The organism is Methylobacterium sp. 17Sr1-1 (assembly GCF_003173775.1).
Classification (GTDB): domain Bacteria; phylum Pseudomonadota; class Alphaproteobacteria; order Rhizobiales; family Beijerinckiaceae; genus Methylobacterium.
This window is the reverse complement of the sequence record NZ_CP029552.1, coordinates 148,388-165,499: the sequence shown is the minus strand read 5'-3', so window position 1 is coordinate 165,499 and position 17,112 is coordinate 148,388. Positions and strand designations below refer to the sequence as shown.

The following is a 17,112-nucleotide window of genomic DNA, read 5'->3' as shown; positions in this document are numbered from 1 at the left end:
ATTCGCCCCGCAGGGTTAAGAGGTTCCTGACCGATGGCCGCCGGTTCCGTGCCGTGGCCGTCACGGGCTTGGCGCAACCCGCCGGCCTAGGATAAGGGGCTCGTGGATCAGCGGCCGTGCAAAGGCCGCCTGCTTGGGGAAGAACCCGAATGCCGTTCGCCCACCCGCTTCGCGACGCGAAGGTGACCGTTCTGCGGACCGTGCTGCTCGCGGCGTGCGGCCTGGGGCTCGCCGGCTGCGACGCGATCGACTCCATCAACCCGTTCGCGTCCGAGAAGTACAAGACCGAGGTCGTGGCCGACATTCCGGCCGACAAGCTCTACAGCCAGGGGCTCGGCCGGCTCGAGGATCGCGACTACGAGGGCGCGACGAAGAAGTTCGAGGACCTCGACAAGCAGTACGCCTATTCCGACTGGTCGCGGAAGGCCGTGCTGATGACCGCCTACTCGAACTACGAGGGCGGCCGCTACGAGGACGCGATCACCGCCTCGAAGCGCTACCTGCAGCGCCATCCGGGCTCGAAGGACGCGGCCTACGCCCAGTACCTGCTGGCGATGTCGCACTACAAGCAGATCCCGGACGTGACCCGCGACCAGGACCGCTCCGAGAAGGCCCTCGTGGCGCTCACCGAGCTGGTGCAGAAGTACCCGACCTCGGAATACTCCGCCGACGCCAAGGCCAAGATCCAGATCACCCGCGACCAGCTCGCCGGCAAGGAGATGGAGATCGGCCGGTACTACCTCGAGCGGCGCAATTTCCCGGCGGCGATCAACCGCTTCCGCGACGTCGTGAGCAAGTACCAGACGACCCGCCACGTCGAGGAGGCGCTGGAGCGCCTGGCCGAAGCCTACATGGCGCTCGGCATCACCGGCGAGGCGCAGACCGCCGCGGCGGTGCTCGGCCACAACTTCCCCGACTCGCCCTGGTACAAGGACGCCTACAACCTGCTCCAGAACGGCGGCCTGCAGCCGCGCGAGGAGAAGGCGTCGTGGATCAGCAAGGCGTTCCGCGGCGTGATCGGGATGGACACGCGCACCGCCGAGGCGCAGTAAGGGCCTCACGGCTCGAACCCGAGGCATGCGGCCGTGGCGCGCACTCGCGCCGCGGCCCGTTCGGCTGTAGATACCCGCCCGATTTCCTCTTCCACGTCCCGGCAAGGGTGGCATGCTGGTTCAGCTCGCGATCCGCGACATCGTCCTGATCGATAAGCTCGAGCTGAACTTTCGCGAAGGCCTGAGCGTCCTGACCGGGGAGACCGGCGCCGGCAAGTCGATCCTCCTCGATGCCTTCACGCTGGCGCTCGGCGGGCGCGGCGACGGGCGCCTGGTGCGCCAGGGCGAGGCGCAAGGCCAGGTCACCGCGGTGTTCGACGTTCCCGCCGACCATCCGGCCCGAGCGCTCGCCGCCGCCTCCGAGATCGACACCGAGGGCGACCTGATCCTGCGCCGGGTCCAGGTCGCGGACGGGCGCACCCGCGCCTTCGTCAACGACCAGCCGGTGGGCGTGCAGGTGCTCCGCGCCATCGGGGCGGCCCTCGTCGAGATCCACGGCCAGCACGACGACCGGGCCCTGTCGGATTCCACCACCCACCGGGCGATCCTCGACGCGTTCGGCGGCCTGAATGCCCGCCAGGCCGCGGTGGCCGAGAGCGCGCGCCGGGTACGCCAGGCCCGCCTCGCGCTCAATGAGCATCGCGCCCGGGTCGAGGCCGCCCGCAAGGAGGTCGATTTCCTGCGCCACGCCGTCGAGGAACTGGCCGCCCTCGATCCCAAGCCCGGCGAGGAGACCGAACTCGCCGAGCGCCGCACCGCGATGCAGCAGGGCGAGAAGGTCGCCCGCGAGCTCAACGAGGCCCTCGACGCCGTCGCCGGCCAGGGCTCGCCGACCGCCCATCTCTCGGCGGCTCTGCGCAAGCTCGAACGGCGCGCGGCACTGGCTCCAGGGCTGGTGGAGCCGAGCATCGCCGCCCTCGACAACGCGCTGGTCGCCCTCGACGAGGTCCGCACCAGCCTGGAGGACGCCCTCCAGGCGGCGGAGTTCGATCCGCGCGAACTGGAGCGGGTCGAGGAGCGCCTGTTCGGCCTGCGGGCGGCGGCCCGGAAGTACAACGTCGCGGTCGACGACCTCGCGGCCTTGCGCGAGCGCTACGAGGGCGACGTCGCGGTGATCGATGCCGGCGAGGAGGCACTGGGGCGGCTGGAGGCCGACCTCGCGAGCGCCGACGCGGCCTACCTCGAGAAGGCGCAGGCCTTGAGCAAGGGCCGGCGCAAGGCGGCGGCCGCCCTCGACAAGGCGGTGCAGGCCGAATTGCCGCCGCTGAAGCTGGAGCGCGCCCGCTTCATCACCGAGATCGCCACCGATCTGGAGGCCCGCGACCCCGCCGGCCTCGACCGGGTCGAGTTCTGGGCCCAGACCAATCCGGGCACCCGTCCCGGCCCGATGATGAAGGTGGCCTCCGGCGGCGAGCTGTCGCGGTTCATGCTCGCCCTCAAGGTGGTGCTGGCCGACAAGGGCTCGGCCCCGACGCTGATCTTCGACGAGATCGATACCGGGGTCGGCGGCGCGGTGGCGGACGCGATCGGCGCCCGCCTCGCCCGGCTCTCGGCCCGGGTCCAGACCGTGGCGGTCACCCACGCGCCGCAGGTCGCCGCCCGCGCCTCGACGCATTTCCTGATCGCCAAGGAGGCCGTGAAGGGCTCGGACCGGGTCGCCACGCGGGTGAAGCCCCTCGCGGCGGTGCCGCGGCAGGAGGAGATCGCCCGCATGCTCGCCGGCGCCACGGTGACCGAGGAGGCCCGCGCCGCCGCGGCCCGGCTGCTCGAGGCGGCGTCGGCGTGATGCGCGGCCGACGCCCCGCTCTCAAGCGTGGCGGTATCGGGAGGCGTAACGCCCCTCGACAAACGTTGCTGACCAATTAAGCTCTGGCACTGATGCGCCGGGTGGCCGTTGGCTCCTGCGACGCGATGGACGACATGGTGAACAAAGAGGAAAATTAACTTTTTCTTTACCATGTCCACCGAGACTGCTTCATCTCGGCGCGGTCCAGCCTTCCCTCGGGCCCGCGCAATGGTACGGGGCCGGTGGTCCGATGAAGCAGGAAGTGAGTGCGTCCCGGGAGACCGTTCAGGATCCAACCCTGCCGGCGATCTGCGTCGAGGCGCAGCACCGGCTCGGACGGACGTTGCGCTCGCTCTACGAGCGCACGGTGGACGGCCAGCCCATCCCCCTCGATCAGGTCGACCTGCTGCTGCGGCTGCGGCACCGCGAGCGCGAATTGCAGCGCCAGCGCTGAGAGGCGATCACGCCGACATCGATCGTGAACATGGACCGCTCCGCCGAATGGGCGGAGCGAAAGACCTTTGGGCGGACCGTCCCGCTCCCGCCCGCAGCGGCCCGGTCCCCGCGCGGACCGGGAAGAGGGCGGCGGTTCCTAGCGCCGCCGGCGGTCGCGCACCCGCACCGGAACGAGGGCCGGTGCCGCCTGCGCCCGCGCCCCGGCGAGGGCCAGGGCACCCGCGAGGCCGAGCGCCGCGACGATGCCTGTCACCACCATCGGCGAGGCCGTGACGAGACCCGCCAGCAGGGCGAGCAGCACGAGGCCGGCACGCAGGGCATTGGAACGGATCATCATCAAGCCTCCATCCAGACGCCGGTGAGAACGTGTGGCGCGAAACCGGAGTTCCGCCCCGACCGCTCCCCGGCCGTCACCATGATGTGGGGTGCCCGACCCGTTCGTGCCACCTGCGACAAAGCGGAACTCAAGGTCATGCTTGACGTTGTCTGCTCATGATCGGCCGAGGGCCGATAGAATCAGAGAACGAGGGTCTCGCCATGCTGGGTTGGGCTGTCACTTTCCTCGTCGTGGCCCTGGTGGCCGCGCTGTTCGGGTTCGGCGGCATCGCCGGCACGGCGGTCGAGGCCGCCAAGCTCATTTTCTTCGTCGCCGTCGTGCTCTTCGCCATCTCGGCCGTGGTCGGCCTGATGCGGGGCCGCTCGCCGACGCTCTGACGTCGCCGACCGACGGTCGTCGAACGATGGTGTCTCGATAGCGTGATGCGCCGTCCCTCCCAAGGGGGACGGCGTCGCCGCGAGACAGGGGCAGATCAGGATTCCGCCTCCGGCGTCTCCCGGGTCGCGCTGCGCTCCAGCTCGGCGATGAGATCGACGAAGCGGTCGGGAATAGGTTGCTGCATCAACTCGTCATACATCGCACGCAGGTGCGAGCCGATGCGCCCCTGCACGTTGCGGTCGAGGGCGGGCTGCTCGGGCCCGGCGGCGGGACCATCCTCATCCAGGGGCGCCCGCGGGCCCTTGCCTTCGCTCATACCATTCCCCTTCGCCCGTCCTGGACACGCGGACAGAGCGATGCCATGGCGCCCGGTATGCCGGGTCGCGCGCTTGCGGCGACAACGCGCGCCGACGCAGTCAGTTCCGCACCGGTCCGGAACGAACACGTCTGCACGGCGTTGAAGCGTGAGGGCCGACGCGCGAACGACAACACCAAGGGGACCTGAATGTCGACAGCACAACTCGTGGTGCAGCACCTGCCCTACCTGCGCCGCTACGCGCGCGCCCTCACGGGCAGCCAGGTGGCGGGCGATGCCTACGTGGCCGCGACGCTCGAAACGCTCGTGAACGAGCCCGAGACTCTCGGGCGCAGCACCAACGTCAAGGCCGACCTGTTCCGCGTCTTCACCCGGATCTGGAACTCGCTCTCCGTCAACGGCCAGACCGAGCAGGCCCAGCACGACCTGCCGGCCGAGGTGCGCCTGGGCCAGATCACCCCGCTGCCGCGCCAGGCCTTCCTGCTCTCCTGCCTCGAGGGCTTCTCCGAGGAGGACGCCGCCACCATCCTGGGCGTCGACGTCTCGGAGGTCCGCGACCTCGTCGACGAGGCCGGCCGCGAGCTCGCCGCCGACATGGCGACCGAGATCCTGATCATCGAGGACGAGCCGCTGATCGCCATGGACCTCGAGGCCCTGGTCGAGGGCCTCGGCCACAACGTCACCGGCGTCGCCCGCACCCGCACCGAGGCGGTCAAGCTCGCCTCGACCAAGCGCCCGGGCCTCATCCTCGCCGACATCCAGCTCGCCGACGGTTCGTCGGGCCTCGACGCGGTCAACGACCTCCTGAAGTCGTTCGAGGTGCCGGTGATCTTCATCACCGCCTATCCGGAGCGCTTCCTCACCGGCGAGCGGCCCGAGCCGGCCTTCCTCATCGCGAAGCCGTTCCAGCCCGCCAACGTCTCGGCGGTGATCAGCCAGGCTCTGTTCTTCCAGCAGAGCGCCCGCCGCCGCGAGGCCCGCGCGAGCGCCTGACGCCGTCCGACACCGCGCGTCGTGAGACCTGAGGCCCCGGGCCCGCCGCGAGGCGGGTGCCGGGGCCTCGTCGTGTCCAGCGCCCGCCGATACGCAGGAAGGCGGTTCAATCCTGCTTCGTGAGCCGACGCCCGCTCGTAATCCACTCCCTTTCCCGGATCTCCTTCCGCTTTCGCTGCAGTCGTCCGGGAAGGGGAGTGGCTCGCGACGAAGCAATCGTGCTTTTCTATTCGGTAGTCGCCTACACCCGATACTTGCCGTTGCGCTTCACCAGCACGGTCGCGCCCACCGGCACGCGGTTGTAGAGGTCGACCACGTCCTCGTTGAGCATGCGCACGCAGCCCGAGGACATCTGCTCGCCGATGCTCCAGGGCTCGTTGGTGCCGTGGATGCGGAACAGGGTGTCGCGGCTGCCCTGGTAGAGGTAGAGCGCGCGGGCGCCGAGCGGGTTGTCGACGCCGCCCTTGCGCGAGCGCGGCAGGTCGGGGTTGAGGCTGACCATCTTGGCGGTCGGGCCCCAATCGGGCCAGACGCCCTTGCGGCCGACCGTGGCGGTACCCTTCCACGAGAAGCCGAGCTTGCCGACGCCGACGCCGTAGCGCATCGCCTGGCCCCCGTCCTGCACGAGGTAGAGGAACCGCTCGTCGATATCGACCACGACGGTGCCAGGCTTCTCCAGGCCCGTATAGGCGACGGTCTGGCGCCGGTATTTCGGGTCCATCCGACTGCGGTCGACCAGCGGCACGTCGTAGGGCTGGTCGGGCATGCTGCCGATGTACCAGGCCGCGTCCGGATCCACGGCCGCGACTTGCGCGGGCCCGCGGGCGTTGCAGGCCGCGAGCGGCAGCCCGGCGAGGAGGGCGAGGACGAGACGGTGCGGCAGCATGCGGGCGTGACCTGTCGGCAAGGGCAAGGGCTCAGGATGGCGTCCCATGCCTAGCCGCTCCCGGGCGCACAGGTTGTGTCCTCCCGGACTCAACTTGCGGGAAAGGAGGTGGCGGGAATCAGGCCGCCGCCATCCAGGGCATCGCCGCGGCCGCGACCAGCCGGCGGATCTCGACGGCCGGCACCGGCCGGCTGAACAGGAAGCCCTGCACCTCGCCGCAGCCGCTGCGGCGCAGGGCGGCGAGCTGCGCCTCGGTCTCGACGCCCTCCGCCAGGGTGGTGATGCCGAGGCTGGCGCCCAGCCCGATCACCGCTTGCACGATCGCGGCAGCCGCGGCCTCGCGGCCGAGCGCCGCGGTGAACGAGCGGTCGATCTTGATCTCGTCGAACGGGAAGGCCCGCAGGTAGCTCAGCGAGGCGTAGCCGGTGCCGAAATCGTCGATGGCGATGCGCAGCCCGAGACCGCGCAGCCGGTGCAGCACGGCCAAATTGGCCTCGGTCTCCTCCAGCAGCACCTGCTCGGTGATCTCGAGTTCGAGCCGGGCCGGGTCGAGGCGCGATTCGGAGAGCGCCCGCGCCACGGTGCCGACGAGGTCGGGGGTGCGGAACTGCGCCGGCGAGAGGTTGACGGCGACCCGCACGCCTTCCGGCCAGCCGGCGGCCTCGCGGCAGGCCTGATGCAGCACCCATTCGCCGAGAGGTGCGATCAGCCCGGTCTCCTCGGCGACCGGGATGAACTCGCCCGGCGGGACGAAGCCCCGTTCCGGATGGCGCCAGCGCAGGAGCGCCTCGCAGCCCGTCACCGCGAGGCTGCCGGCGGCGACGAGGGGCTGGTAATGCACCTCCAGCGCCCCGGCGGCGACGGCCGCGCGCAGGTCGCGCTCCAGGGCGCGGCGGCCCTGCAGGGCCGCGTCCATGGCGGGCTCGAACAGGCGCCGGGTGCGCCGCCCGTCGGCCTTGGCGGCGTAGAGCGCGGTGTCGGCCTTGCGCAGGAGCCCGTCGGGATCGTCGCCGTGCTCGGGGGCGAGCGCGATGCCGATGCTGACCCCGATCGCGACGTCCTGGCCTTCAAGGGCGAAGGACCGGCCCAAAGCCGCGATGATCCGGTCGGCGAGGGCGAGAAGCGCCTCCCGCCCCGCATCCTTGAGGATCGCGAACTCGTCGCCGCCGAGACGCGCCACCAGCCCGTCGGGCCCGAGGCAGGCGCGCAGTCGCTCGGCGACCTCGCGCAGCAGCGCGTCGCCGGCCGGGTGGCCGAGCGTGTCGTTGACGAGCTTGAAGTGGTCGAGGTCGAGCATCAGCAGGCCGAGGCTGGTGCCGGAGGCTGCCGCCTCGGCCAGCCGCTGGTGGAACAGGACCCGGTTCGGCAGCCCGGTCAGGGCGTCGTGAAGGGCCATGTGGGCGATGCGCCGCTCGGCCCGGCGCTGCTCGGTCACGTCGACGCAGGCGGTCAGGGTGGCGCTGCGGCCCTCGAAGGGGATCTCGCCGGAGAACACTTCGACGTCGATCAGGCTGCCGTCCCGGCGGCGGTGGCGTTGGGACGAGCCGGACGCCTCCGGCGCCAGGAGGTCGCCGGCCGAGAGACTTAAGAAATCCTCGCGCGGGAAGCCGTAATGGCCGGTGGCGGCGTCGTTCACCGCCAGCACCGCTCCATCCTCGCCCGAGAGCCACATCGGCACCGGGTTGTGCTCGAACAGCAGGCGGGCCGAGGCCTCCCGCGCCTTCAGGTCGCCGATATCGGTGAGGGTGACGCCGAGCAACTCGCCGATCGCCGCGATCTCGATGCGCAGGTGCAGCAGGCTGCCGTCGGGCCGCGGATAGGACCCTCGAAGCTGCTCGTCGTGCCCGCAAGGGCCGCCACCAGGCGCTCCAGGGTCGCCGAGCCCCGGAGATGCGGCAGCAGCGTCGTCAGGCGCTGCCACTGCGCCGTCTCGACGGTGGCGCGCAGCATCGTGGCGGCGGCAGCGTTGAGGGCGAGAACCCGGAAATCCTGCACCGCGCCGCCCGCGTCGCGCAGGGCCGTCGCCGCCACCATGCCCTGCCGGGTCGAGCGGAACAGGGTCTTGAGGAGGTTCGTCCGTGCCGTCTCACCGGACAGGCACAGCAGCACCAGGCGCTCGTTCCTCCCCGTCGCGAGGGGCAGGCCGAGCATCCCGGTGGTGTAGGCGACGCCGCCCGACACCCGGGCGCAGGGCGCCCGGACCGGCTCGGCCCCGGCGAGCACGTCGCCGACGATCTCGCGCAGGGACTGCGCGAGCCCGCCCGGCAGGTCGTCGAGGGCGAGGCCCGCCCCCGCGCGGCCGAGCCAGGCCTCGAACGCCTCGCCGATCCAGAGCAGGTGCGGGCGCTCGGGCGGCCCGCCGACCAGGGCGGCGCGGCTCGCCATGCGGCCGAGATTGCCCAGGACCAGGTCCTCGTAGGCCGGCAGCCCGCCGGCGGCGGCCCGGGCGGCACGCCAGCGGTGCAGCAGCTTCTCGGTGCCGTCGCGCGTCGCGCTCCCGCTCATCCCGTCCGATCCGCATTCGTCGCGTCACAGTACTAGCGCTCGCCGGACTTACCGGAGGTTAAACTCAGCCGGCTCCACGATGGATCGGCAGGTTCCGGGCGAAGTCACGGCGCGGACGCTAGGGAAGCGGCCGGCCGTGGTGCCGCCGGGCGCGGCCATGGACCATCGATCGCGCCCGGTAATCCGGCGGATCCGCCTCCGGGCCGCCGGCCGACGACCTATCCCAGTGCCACCTCGACCAGGAACGGCCCCCGCCGGCCGAGCGCGCCCTTCAGCGTGTCGACGAAGTCCGCGAGGGTCTCGACCCGGCGCGCCTCGACGCCGTAGCCCTTCGACAGGCTCACCCAGTCGATCGGCGGATCATCGAGGGTCAGCATGTCGATCGCCTTGCGGCCCGGATTGGCGCCGACATTGGTCAATTCGTGACGCAGGATCGCGTAGGAGCGGTTGGCCCAGATCAGCGTCACCACGTCGAGGCGCTCGCGCGCCTGGGTCCACAGCGCCTGGGCGGTGTAGAGGGCGCTGCCGTCGGCCTGGAGCGAGATCACCTTGCGGTCCGGACAGGCCACCGCGGCGCCGGTCGCCATCGGGATGCCGAGCCCGATCGAGCCGCCGGTGAGCTGGAGCCAGGTATGGGGCGCGGCCGCGTGGGTGGCGGGAAAGAAGGCGCGCCCCGTCGTCACCGATTCGTCGCAGACGATCGCGCCCTCGGGGATCAGCGCGCCGAGCACCCGGGCGATCGAATCCTGGTCGAGGGCGCCGGCGGTCGGCAGGTCGGGCCGGGAGAGGGGCGGCAGGGGCGCCTCGGCCGGTGCGCCGACCGCCTCGGCGAGGCGCGCGAGTGCGTCGATCTGGTCCTGCTCCGGCGTCGCGAGGGCGAAGACGTCGCAGGTCGGGGCGGCGAGCGCGCTCGGCTTGCCCGGATAGGCGAAGAACGCCACCGGCAGCGTCGCGCCGACGAGGATCACGTGCTTGTAGGGCGCCAGCACCTCGCGGGCCGGATCGACCGGATAGGGCAGGCGCTCGATCGGTACCGTGCCGGCGCCGCGGTCGATGCGGGCGTTCGACGTCATCGCGAGCAGCTTCGCGCCGGTCTTCTCGGCGATGCGGGCGGCGATGCGCCGTCCCTCGCCGCGCACGGCCTGGTCGCCGAGATGCAGCAGCACCGGCTCGCCGCTGCGGAGCGCCGCGACCGCGTGGGCGATCGCCTCGTCGCTCGCCCGCGGGCGCTCGGGGAGCGGGGGGAGGGGAGCGATGCCGGAGCCCTCCTCCCAGGCGGTGTCGGCGGGCAGGATCAGCGTCGCGACGCCGCCGGGCGCCGTGCGGGCGGCGACGATCGCGTCGGCCCCGTCCGCCGCCACCGCCTTGGCGCTCATGCCGGTGCGAACCCAGGCGGAGACTGGGCCGGCCAGCCCCTCGATGTCGGAGGTCAGCGGCGCGTCGAAGGCGCGGTGATAGGTGGCGTGCTCGCCCACGATGTTGACGAGCGGAGAGCGGGCGCGGCGCGCGTTGTGCAGGTTGGCGATGCCGTTGCCGAGGCCGGGCCCGAGATGCAGCAGCGTCGAGGCCGGCTTGTCGGCCATGCGGGCGTAGCCGTCGGCCGCGCCGGTGGCGCCGCCCTCGAACAGGCACAAGACCGCCCGCATCCCCTCGACCCGGTCGAGGGCGGCGACGAAGTGCATCTCCGAGGTGCCCGGATTGGTGAAGCACACCTCCACGCCCCCCGCCACCAGGGTGCGCACCAGGCTCTCGGCCCCGTTCATCGCCATCGGCGTCTCCTCATCCGGCGGGCCTCTGGTCGGCCCGGTTCGCGGTTGCGGTACGGTGATAGGGGATTTCCGGCTCGGCCGTGAGGGCCTGGGAGGCATGGGTGATGGGCGCCGCGGCGGTCCTGCCGATCGGGGCGGGACGGCGGCCCCACCGCCGGGCTTCAGCTCCCGCCGAGATCCAGCGCCTCGGGAAAGAACAGGTCGCCCAGGCTCGCCGGCCGGCGCTTCAGCACGCCGGTCTCGGCCATGAAGCTCGCGACCTTCATCAGCCCGCGCGGCTGCAGCGTGAACGCGTTGCCCGGACTGCGCATCGCGGCGAGCACGTTCTGCGCGCTGTCCTTGTCGCCCGAGTTCTTGAGATAGATCTCGACCGCCTGGGCCGGCTCCTTGTTGATGAAGTCCGTCGCCTCCTGGAAGGCGGCGAGGCAGGCCTTCCAGGCGATCGGGTTCGCCTCGCGGAAGGCGGCGTTGCCGTAGATCGTGTTGGGGGTGACCGAGGGCAGACCCATGACCCGGAAGCTGCTCGTCACCTCGCGCACCGCGGGGTCGGCCAGCGCCCGTTCCTGGAACGGGCTCGTCGACCAGTGGCAGTCGATCTCGGTCCGCGCGAGCATTGCCGCCATGCTGTCGGGATGCGCGCGCCCCACGGTGAGGGAATCGAAGCGGTTCCACTCGGCCGGGCCGAACGCCGCGGCCGCCGCCATCTGCAGCCAGATCGCCTGCGGCGCGGTCTTGACCGCCGGAAGCGCGATCCGGTCGGTGGGTTTCAGGTCCTCGATGCGGCGCAGGTCCGGCCGAACGGTCAGGAGCTTCTGGTCCGTCGCGTTCATGGCGAAACACGACTTGATCGCCCCGCGCGAGCGGTCCCAGAGCAGCATCGCGCCGGGCGCGCCGCCGCTGCCGAAATGGAGCTTGCCGGCGAGCAGCGCGTCGGTGACCGGGCCGGTGCCGCCGAGGCGCACGAACCGTGCCTTGAGGCTGGGCAGGCCGAGCCGGGCGGCGTGCTTCTCGATCAGGTCCAGGCGCTCCATCACGTCCTGCTGCAGGTAGAGCAGGCCGAACTGCTGCGCGATCAGCACCTCGGAGGTCTCGGCCTGCGCCCGGCGGACCGCGGGGGCGGCGAGCGCGAGCGCGCCCGACAGAAGCGCGCGACGGGTCGGGGTCATGACGGCTCCCTTGTCTTCCTCCATACTCTCGGCGATCGCGCGGCCCGAGATCAACGGCATCGGGCGGCAACGATCCGCCGGAGGCTCGCGATTCTCGAGATCGCGCGGCGATCGGCTCCCGGCCGGGCCGCGAATCGGTCATGGGAAACGCCGGTCGCAACCCCCGCCGTCCTAGCACGTTCGTTGCACCGTGCGGCGGGCGCTTGAGCGCCCGGTGGAGATCCCGATGAAGCTGTTCCAGTGCCAGTCCTGCGGCAACATCCTGTATTTCGAGAACCGGAGCTGCCAGCGCTGCGGCCATCGCCTGGCCTATCTGCCGGAGACCCGCGCGCTGTCGGCGATCGAGCCCGCCGGAGGCGAGGACTGGACGCCGCTGGCCGCCCGCGACCGGCCGAGCCGGTTCTGCGCCAACGCGGTGCACGATGCCTGCAACTGGCTGGTGCCGCCCGGCTCGGGCGACGCGTTCTGCCTCGCCTGCCGCCACAACGGCACGATCCCGGACGTCTCGAACCCGGAATACCTCGCCAAGTGGCGCGAGATGGAATTCGCCAAGCACCGGCTGTTCTACAGCCTGCTGCGCTGGAACCTGCCGCTCAAGACACGGGGCGAGGATCCCGAGCACGGGCTGATCTTCCACTTCCTGGCCGACCCGCCGGAGAACCAGGGCCCGAAGGTGATGACCGGCCACGACAACGGCGTCATCACCATCGCCCTCGTCGAGGCCGACGACGCCGAGCGCGAGAAGCGCCGGCGCCAGATGGGTGAGCCGTACCGGACGCTGCTCGGGCACTTCCGCCACGAGGTCGGGCACCATTACTGGGACCTCCTGGTGCGCGATGCCGGCCGGCTGGAGGCCTGCCGGGCGGTGTTCGGCGACGATTCGCAGGATTACAACGCGGCGCTCCAGCGGCACTACGAGCAGGGCACGCCGGCGAACTGGCAGGAGAACTTCGTCTCGGCCTACGCCACCACCCATCCGTGGGAGGATTTCGCCGAGACCTGGGCGCATTACCTGCACATCGTCGACACGCTGGAGATGGCGAGCGCCTTCGGCATGCAGGTCCACCCGCTGCTCGATGCCGGCGGCGAGCTCGCCGCGCGGATCGACTTCGACCCCTACGAGGCGCAGAGCATCGAGCAGATCGTGGCGGCCTGGCTGCCCTTCGTCTTCGCCCTCAACAGCGTCAACCGGGCGATGGGCCAGGGCGACCTCTACCCCTTCGTGCTGGCCCCGCCGGTGATCGCCAAGCTCGGCTTCATCCACGGTCTCGTCCATGGAACGATCTGATGGGAACGATCTGACGTAAGGGCGCGCCGATCCTCGCCCCGGCCGTAGCGTCCACGGCCGGGGCGGTCCATGATGGGGCAACGTGCCCGACGAATCGGGCCGATCCGCCCGCGCCAGCGGGCGACAGGAGGGACGCCGAATGAAGCTCGCCAGCCTCAAGCACGGCCGCGACGGCCGCCTCGTCGTGGTCTCGCGCGACCTGACCCGCGCCACCGACGCCTTCATCGTGGTGCCGACCCTGCAGCAGGCCCTCGACGACTGGGAGCGGTTCGCCCCCGCGCTCGGTGCCCTCGCCGAGCAGCTCGAACACGGCTCGGTGCCCTCGTTCCGCTTCCACGAGCACGATTGCGCCGCCCCCCTGCCGCGGGCCTATGCCCGCCGGCACGCCGCCGCCTGGCCGGGCTACCAAGCGCTGCTGCGCCAGGCCGCGGGCGCCGAGGCGCCGGCCGGCGAGGCGGGGGCCTTGGCGCCTGCCGCCTCCGACGGGTTCCTCGGGCCCCGCGACCCGCTGAGCCTCGACGATCCGGCCGCCTCCCTCGACCTCTCGGCGGGCCTCGCGGTGATCACCGGCGACCTTCCCCGCGGCGCCGACGCGGCGGCAGCCGCGGAGGCGGTCCGGCTGGTGACGCTGGTGGCGGAGGTGATCCGCCACGACCGGCTGCGGCCGGACGGGCTCGACCTCGACGGGGCGGAGGCGCCGGCGCTCGCCGCCAGCCTCGCGCCGGTGGTGGTGACTCCCGACGAGCTCGGGGACGCCTGGCGGGACGGCAGCCTGCACCGGCCGCTGCTGGTCAGCCGCAACGGCAAGGCCCTCGGCTGCCCCGAGGCCGGGGCCGATCTCGGGCGCAGCCTCGTCGCCCTGGTGGCGGAGGCGGCGCGGCGCCGGCCGCTCGGCGCCGGCACCCTCGTCAGCGCCGGCCCGGTCTCGAACCGCGGCATCGACGGCGGCCCCGGCCGCGCCGCCGCCGAGGGCGGGGCCGGCTATGCCTGCCTGGCCGAGGCCCGCGCCGCCGAGGCCCTGACCGGCGGCTGGGTCCGCACGCCCTACCTCGCGGCCGGCGACCGCCTGCGGGTCGAGATGAAGGATGCCGGCGGGCACTCGATCTTCGGGGCGATCGAGCACGACGTCGCCTGACGTAAGGCACGACCGGCGCGGCGCCGGATTGCCGCGCCGGTTGCAGCAGGGGCGATGCAACCGGCAAGTGAAAGGCGTCGCGTTCGCGTGCAACCGCACGAAGACATTAGGACTTTTTTCGGAATCGTCGCGCAGAACCGGGCGGTGTTGGCTGCTTGTGTCACGGAAAACAACTTTCAATAGAAGTTGATCCAAACACAACCTGGATGATGCTCCGCCTCGACGATGCGTCCGCGCCCGGATCTCGGCTTGCGACTCGCCCGCTTCCGGTGCTGCCGGAGCGGCGCGGTCGGCGTGCTGTTCGGCGTGCTGCTGCCGATCCTGGCGATGGGGGCGGTCGGCGTCGCCGAGCTCGCCGAGGTGATGCAGGCGAAGGCGAAGCTCCAGCGCAACGTCGACGCGGCGGCGATCCAGGGCGCGGGCGAGTTCGGCGTCGACCAGTCGGCCGCCACGACGGAGCGCACGCGCCTCTACGCCGACGCGATGGCCGAGTCCCTGCGCCTGCGCTGGGCGGTCGCCACGACCGCCACGGTCGAGGCCGCGTCGCGCACCGTGACGGTGCGCCAGAGCGCCAACCGCGCCTCGTTCTTCGGCAACCTGCTGCCGCCGGGCGGCTGGACCATCGCCGCCACCGCGACGGCGATCCGCACCGCCCGAAAACCCCTCTGCGTGCTCGGCACGCGTGGGGGCGGCCCGCTCGATGACGGGCAGGACAGCATCGCGCTCCAGGCCAGCTCCGCGATCACCGCGAGCGACTGCCTCGTCCAGAGCAACGCCAACCTGACCGCCGGCCCGGGCACCGTTCTGTCGGCCGGCGAGGCGCGCGCCGTCGGCAGCGCCGCCGGCCCGATCCGGCCGGCGCCGGTGACCGACGCGCCGCCGATGGCCGATCCGTTCGCGGCGATGCGGCTCGACGCGCCGTCGCTCCTGTGCGACTCGCTCTCGCTCAGCCTCGGCTCCGGCACGTTCCGCCTCGAGCCCGGCGTGCATTGCGGCGCCATCGCGCTGCTGGGCGACGCCACCATCGTGCTGGCGCCGGGCGACCACTACTTCGTCGGCCCGGGCCTCAGCGTCGGCGGCAACGCCACGATCACCGGCAGCGACGTCGTGGTCATCCTCAAGGGGCTGGTGACCGCGCAGGTCACCGGCAGCGCCGTGCTGCAGCTCGAAGGCCGCAAGAGCGGACCCTATGCGGGCTTCGTGCTGATCACGGACCGCAGCTATCTCGGCGACGTCGAGATCTCGACCAGCAACGCCCGCAAGCTCGTCGGCACGATCTACCTGCCGAATGCGAGCCTCACGGTGAGCGGCGCCAACAACCGGATCGCCGACCAGTCGCCCTGGACGGTGGTGGTGGCGCGCACGATCCGCACCCTGGGGAGCGCCAACCTGGTGATCAACGCGGGCTACGCCGCCTCCAGCGTGCCGGTGCCGGCCGGGGTCGGCCCGCAGAAGGACCGGCCGGTCCGCCTGTCGCAGTGACGGCCCGACGCCGCGTCGGTCGCTGCCGGAGCGGAACCTCCGGCGCGCGACCCGAATTTGTCTCCGGGCGGACGGCCCGTCGGCAGGCCGGCGCCGCGTCCGCCCAGGTTCCGTTTCGTCGCAGAGGCTCGTCGCGAAACCGACGACCGCCCCTGCGACATCCGCTCAGCCCGCGACCGCACACGGACCACCGACGATGCCGGAGACCGAGATCCTCCCCGAACTCGTGCCGGAGGTGCCCGAGACGGTCGTCCGTCCGGCGATTCACCTCGACCATTGCGTGATTCACGTCTCAAACTGGGAGCGCTCCACCGCCTTCTACCGGGATGTCCTCGGTGCCGAGGTCATCCCGGTCGGGCGCGGCTACGCCTACCGCTTCGGCGGCGTGCAGCTGAACTGCCACGGGCCGGGCCAGATCGGCGAGCCGCGGGCCCAGGTCCCGGTGATGCCCGGCAACAGCGATCTCTGCTTCCGCTGGCACGGTCCGATCGAGGAGGCAATCGTCCATCTCGAGAGCCACAGCGTGCCGGTCGAGCTCGGCCCGGTGCCGCGCCACGGCGCGGTCGGCGAGGGGATCAGCGTCTATTTCCGGGATCCGGACGGGTCGCTCATGGAGTTCATCACCTATCCGGCCGCCTGACACCCTGGATCATCGCCCAATCACAATGTGATCGTGCGATGATCTCTTCTTCGGTTTTGCCGCATTTCCTGCGACGAACCGGTATCCACTTCGTCGGAAAATGCTTTTACAGCCCCGAGACGAGGTGTCCGCCATCGACCGGCAGCGTCGCCCCGGTCATCCAGCCGGAGGCGTCGCCGGCGAGCAGCAGGAAGGCGCCGTCGAGATCCTCCGGCCGGCCGAGGCGGCGCATCGGGATGCGCTTCAGCATCGCCTGACCGGACGGCGTGTCGAAGAAGTCGCGGTTGATGTCGGTGCCGATATAGCCCGGCGCCAGGGCGTTGACCCGGATGCCGTAGCGGGCCCATTCGAGGCCGAGCGCCTGGGTCATCTGCACCACGCCGGCCTTCGACACCGTGTAGGGACCGACGCCCCCGGAGACCCGGAGCCCGAGGATCGACGCGACGTTGACGATGTTGCCGCCGCGCCCGGCATCGCGCCAGGCCCGGGCCGCCGTGGTCGACACCGCCCAGACCCCGCGCAGGTTGGTGTCGATCACCCGGTCGAAGGTCGCGATGTCGACGTCGATCGCCGCGCCGCCCTCGGCGATGCCGGCATTGTTGACCACCACGTCGGGCAGGGCGTGCAGGGCCGCGAAGGCGGCCGTCACCGAATCCGGGTCGGCGACGTCGAGGGCGACCGCCCGGGCCTCCGGCGCGCCGGCAGCTTCCAGGCTCCCCACCAGGGCGTCGAGCTTCTCCTTGCGCCGCGCCGCCACGGTGACGCTGGCGCCGCACCCGGCGCAGAGCCGGGCGAAATGGTCGCCGAGGCCGCTCGAGGCGCCGGTGACGAGGACGTGGCGGCCCTTCAGGCCGGCGGCGAGATCCATGGCGCTTCCCCGAATCGATTGGGCCGGGCATGCCTCGTTCATGGGCACGCCGCGT

At 71.8% G+C, this 17,112-nt stretch carries 17 protein-coding genes; 9 read left to right on the top strand and 8 right to left on the bottom strand.

What is annotated here, in order from left to right; genetic code table 11:
- The first annotated feature begins 149 nt into the window (after nt 1-149).
- The 3 genes from DK412_RS00750 to DK412_RS00740 all read left to right on the top strand — a co-directional run bounded on the left by DK412_RS00750 (nt 150) and on the right by DK412_RS00740 (nt 3,292).
- Nucleotides 150-1,052 carry an outer membrane protein assembly factor BamD gene (locus DK412_RS00750; protein WP_093569004.1) on the top strand — a complete coding sequence of 301 codons (903 nt, stop codon included), beginning with the start codon at nt 150-152 and terminating at the stop codon, nt 1,050-1,052.
- A 112-nt stretch (nt 1,053-1,164) separates the two neighbouring features.
- Nucleotides 1,165-2,838 carry a DNA repair protein RecN gene (recN, locus tag DK412_RS00745; protein WP_109970375.1) on the top strand — a complete coding sequence of 558 codons (1,674 nt, stop codon included), beginning with the start codon at nt 1,165-1,167 and terminating at the stop codon, nt 2,836-2,838.
- 250 nt (nt 2,839-3,088) lie between these two features.
- Entirely contained in the window at nt 3,089-3,292 is a 204-nt protein-coding gene (locus DK412_RS00740) for a hypothetical protein (RefSeq protein ID WP_109970374.1), read from the top strand.
- A 138-nt stretch (nt 3,293-3,430) separates the two neighbouring features.
- Here DK412_RS00740 and DK412_RS00735 read toward each other — a convergent pair whose 3' ends face one another.
- A complete protein-coding gene (locus DK412_RS00735) occupies nt 3,431-3,631 on the bottom strand; it encodes a hypothetical protein (RefSeq protein WP_109970373.1) in 201 nt (66 codons plus the stop codon).
- 200 nt (nt 3,632-3,831) lie between these two features.
- Between DK412_RS00735 and DK412_RS00730 the strand changes: the two genes are divergently transcribed.
- Entirely contained in the window at nt 3,832-4,008 is a 177-nt protein-coding gene (locus tag DK412_RS00730) for a DUF1328 domain-containing protein (protein ID WP_048429091.1), read from the top strand.
- Between the two features lie 95 nt (nt 4,009-4,103).
- On the opposite strand, the gene DK412_RS00725 is transcribed toward DK412_RS00730, so the two are convergent.
- Nucleotides 4,104-4,325, bottom strand: coding sequence for a NepR family anti-sigma factor (locus DK412_RS00725; RefSeq protein ID WP_109970372.1), 222 nt, complete (start codon nt 4,323-4,325; stop codon nt 4,104-4,106).
- A 189-nt stretch (nt 4,326-4,514) separates the two neighbouring features.
- Between DK412_RS00725 and DK412_RS00720 the strand changes: the two genes are divergently transcribed.
- Entirely contained in the window at nt 4,515-5,318 is an 804-nt protein-coding gene (locus DK412_RS00720) for a response regulator (RefSeq protein ID WP_048446558.1), read from the top strand.
- A gap of 241 nt (nt 5,319-5,559) precedes the next feature.
- Here the strand turns inward: DK412_RS00720 and DK412_RS00715 are convergent, their stop codons facing one another.
- From DK412_RS00715 to DK412_RS00700, 5 genes are all read right to left on the bottom strand, one after another.
- Nucleotides 5,560-6,204, bottom strand: coding sequence for a L,D-transpeptidase (locus DK412_RS00715; RefSeq protein ID WP_109970371.1), 645 nt, complete (start codon nt 6,202-6,204; stop codon nt 5,560-5,562).
- Nucleotides 6,205-6,322: 118 nt separating this feature from the next.
- The gene (locus tag DK412_RS00710; protein ID WP_348629360.1) at nt 6,323-7,963 is read right to left on the bottom strand and encodes an EAL domain-containing protein; all 1,641 of its coding nucleotides are present in this window, start codon (nt 7,961-7,963) and stop codon (nt 6,323-6,325) included.
- Nucleotides 7,927-8,709: a hypothetical protein gene (locus tag DK412_RS31495; RefSeq protein WP_348629359.1), complete on the bottom strand. Its 783-nt coding sequence runs from the start codon at nt 8,707-8,709 to the stop codon at nt 7,927-7,929. The genes DK412_RS00710 and DK412_RS31495 overlap by 37 nt, the downstream gene beginning before the upstream one ends.
- A 218-nt stretch (nt 8,710-8,927) precedes the next feature.
- A complete protein-coding gene (locus DK412_RS00705) occupies nt 8,928-10,478 on the bottom strand; it encodes an acetolactate synthase large subunit (protein WP_109970370.1) in 1,551 nt (516 codons plus the stop codon).
- 161 nt (nt 10,479-10,639) lie between these two features.
- The gene (locus DK412_RS00700) at nt 10,640-11,644 is read right to left on the bottom strand and encodes an ABC transporter substrate-binding protein (protein WP_162596065.1); all 1,005 of its coding nucleotides are present in this window, start codon (nt 11,642-11,644) and stop codon (nt 10,640-10,642) included.
- A 226-nt stretch (nt 11,645-11,870) separates the two neighbouring features.
- On the opposite strand from DK412_RS00700, the gene DK412_RS00695 reads away from it, so the two are divergent.
- The 4 genes from DK412_RS00695 to DK412_RS00680 all read left to right on the top strand — a co-directional run bounded on the left by DK412_RS00695 (nt 11,871) and on the right by DK412_RS00680 (nt 16,189).
- Nucleotides 11,871-12,932 carry a putative zinc-binding peptidase gene (locus tag DK412_RS00695; RefSeq protein WP_109970368.1) on the top strand — a complete coding sequence of 354 codons (1,062 nt, stop codon included), beginning with the start codon at nt 11,871-11,873 and terminating at the stop codon, nt 12,930-12,932.
- A gap of 139 nt (nt 12,933-13,071) precedes the next feature.
- Nucleotides 13,072-14,067 (top strand): fumarylacetoacetate hydrolase family protein, encoded by a 996-nt coding sequence (locus tag DK412_RS00690; RefSeq protein ID WP_109970367.1) that lies wholly within the window; start codon nt 13,072-13,074, stop codon nt 14,065-14,067.
- Between the two features lie 249 nt (nt 14,068-14,316).
- The gene (locus DK412_RS00685; protein WP_162596064.1) at nt 14,317-15,549 is read left to right on the top strand and encodes a TadE/TadG family type IV pilus assembly protein; all 1,233 of its coding nucleotides are present in this window, start codon (nt 14,317-14,319) and stop codon (nt 15,547-15,549) included.
- Nucleotides 15,550-15,745: 196 nt separating this feature from the next.
- The gene (locus DK412_RS00680; protein WP_109970365.1) at nt 15,746-16,189 is read left to right on the top strand and encodes a VOC family protein; all 444 of its coding nucleotides are present in this window, start codon (nt 15,746-15,748) and stop codon (nt 16,187-16,189) included.
- A 106-nt stretch (nt 16,190-16,295) separates the two neighbouring features.
- Here DK412_RS00680 and DK412_RS00675 read toward each other — a convergent pair whose 3' ends face one another.
- Nucleotides 16,296-17,057: an SDR family oxidoreductase gene (locus DK412_RS00675; RefSeq protein WP_109970364.1), complete on the bottom strand. Its 762-nt coding sequence runs from the start codon at nt 17,055-17,057 to the stop codon at nt 16,296-16,298.
- Between the last annotated feature and the right edge of the window lie 55 nt (nt 17,058-17,112).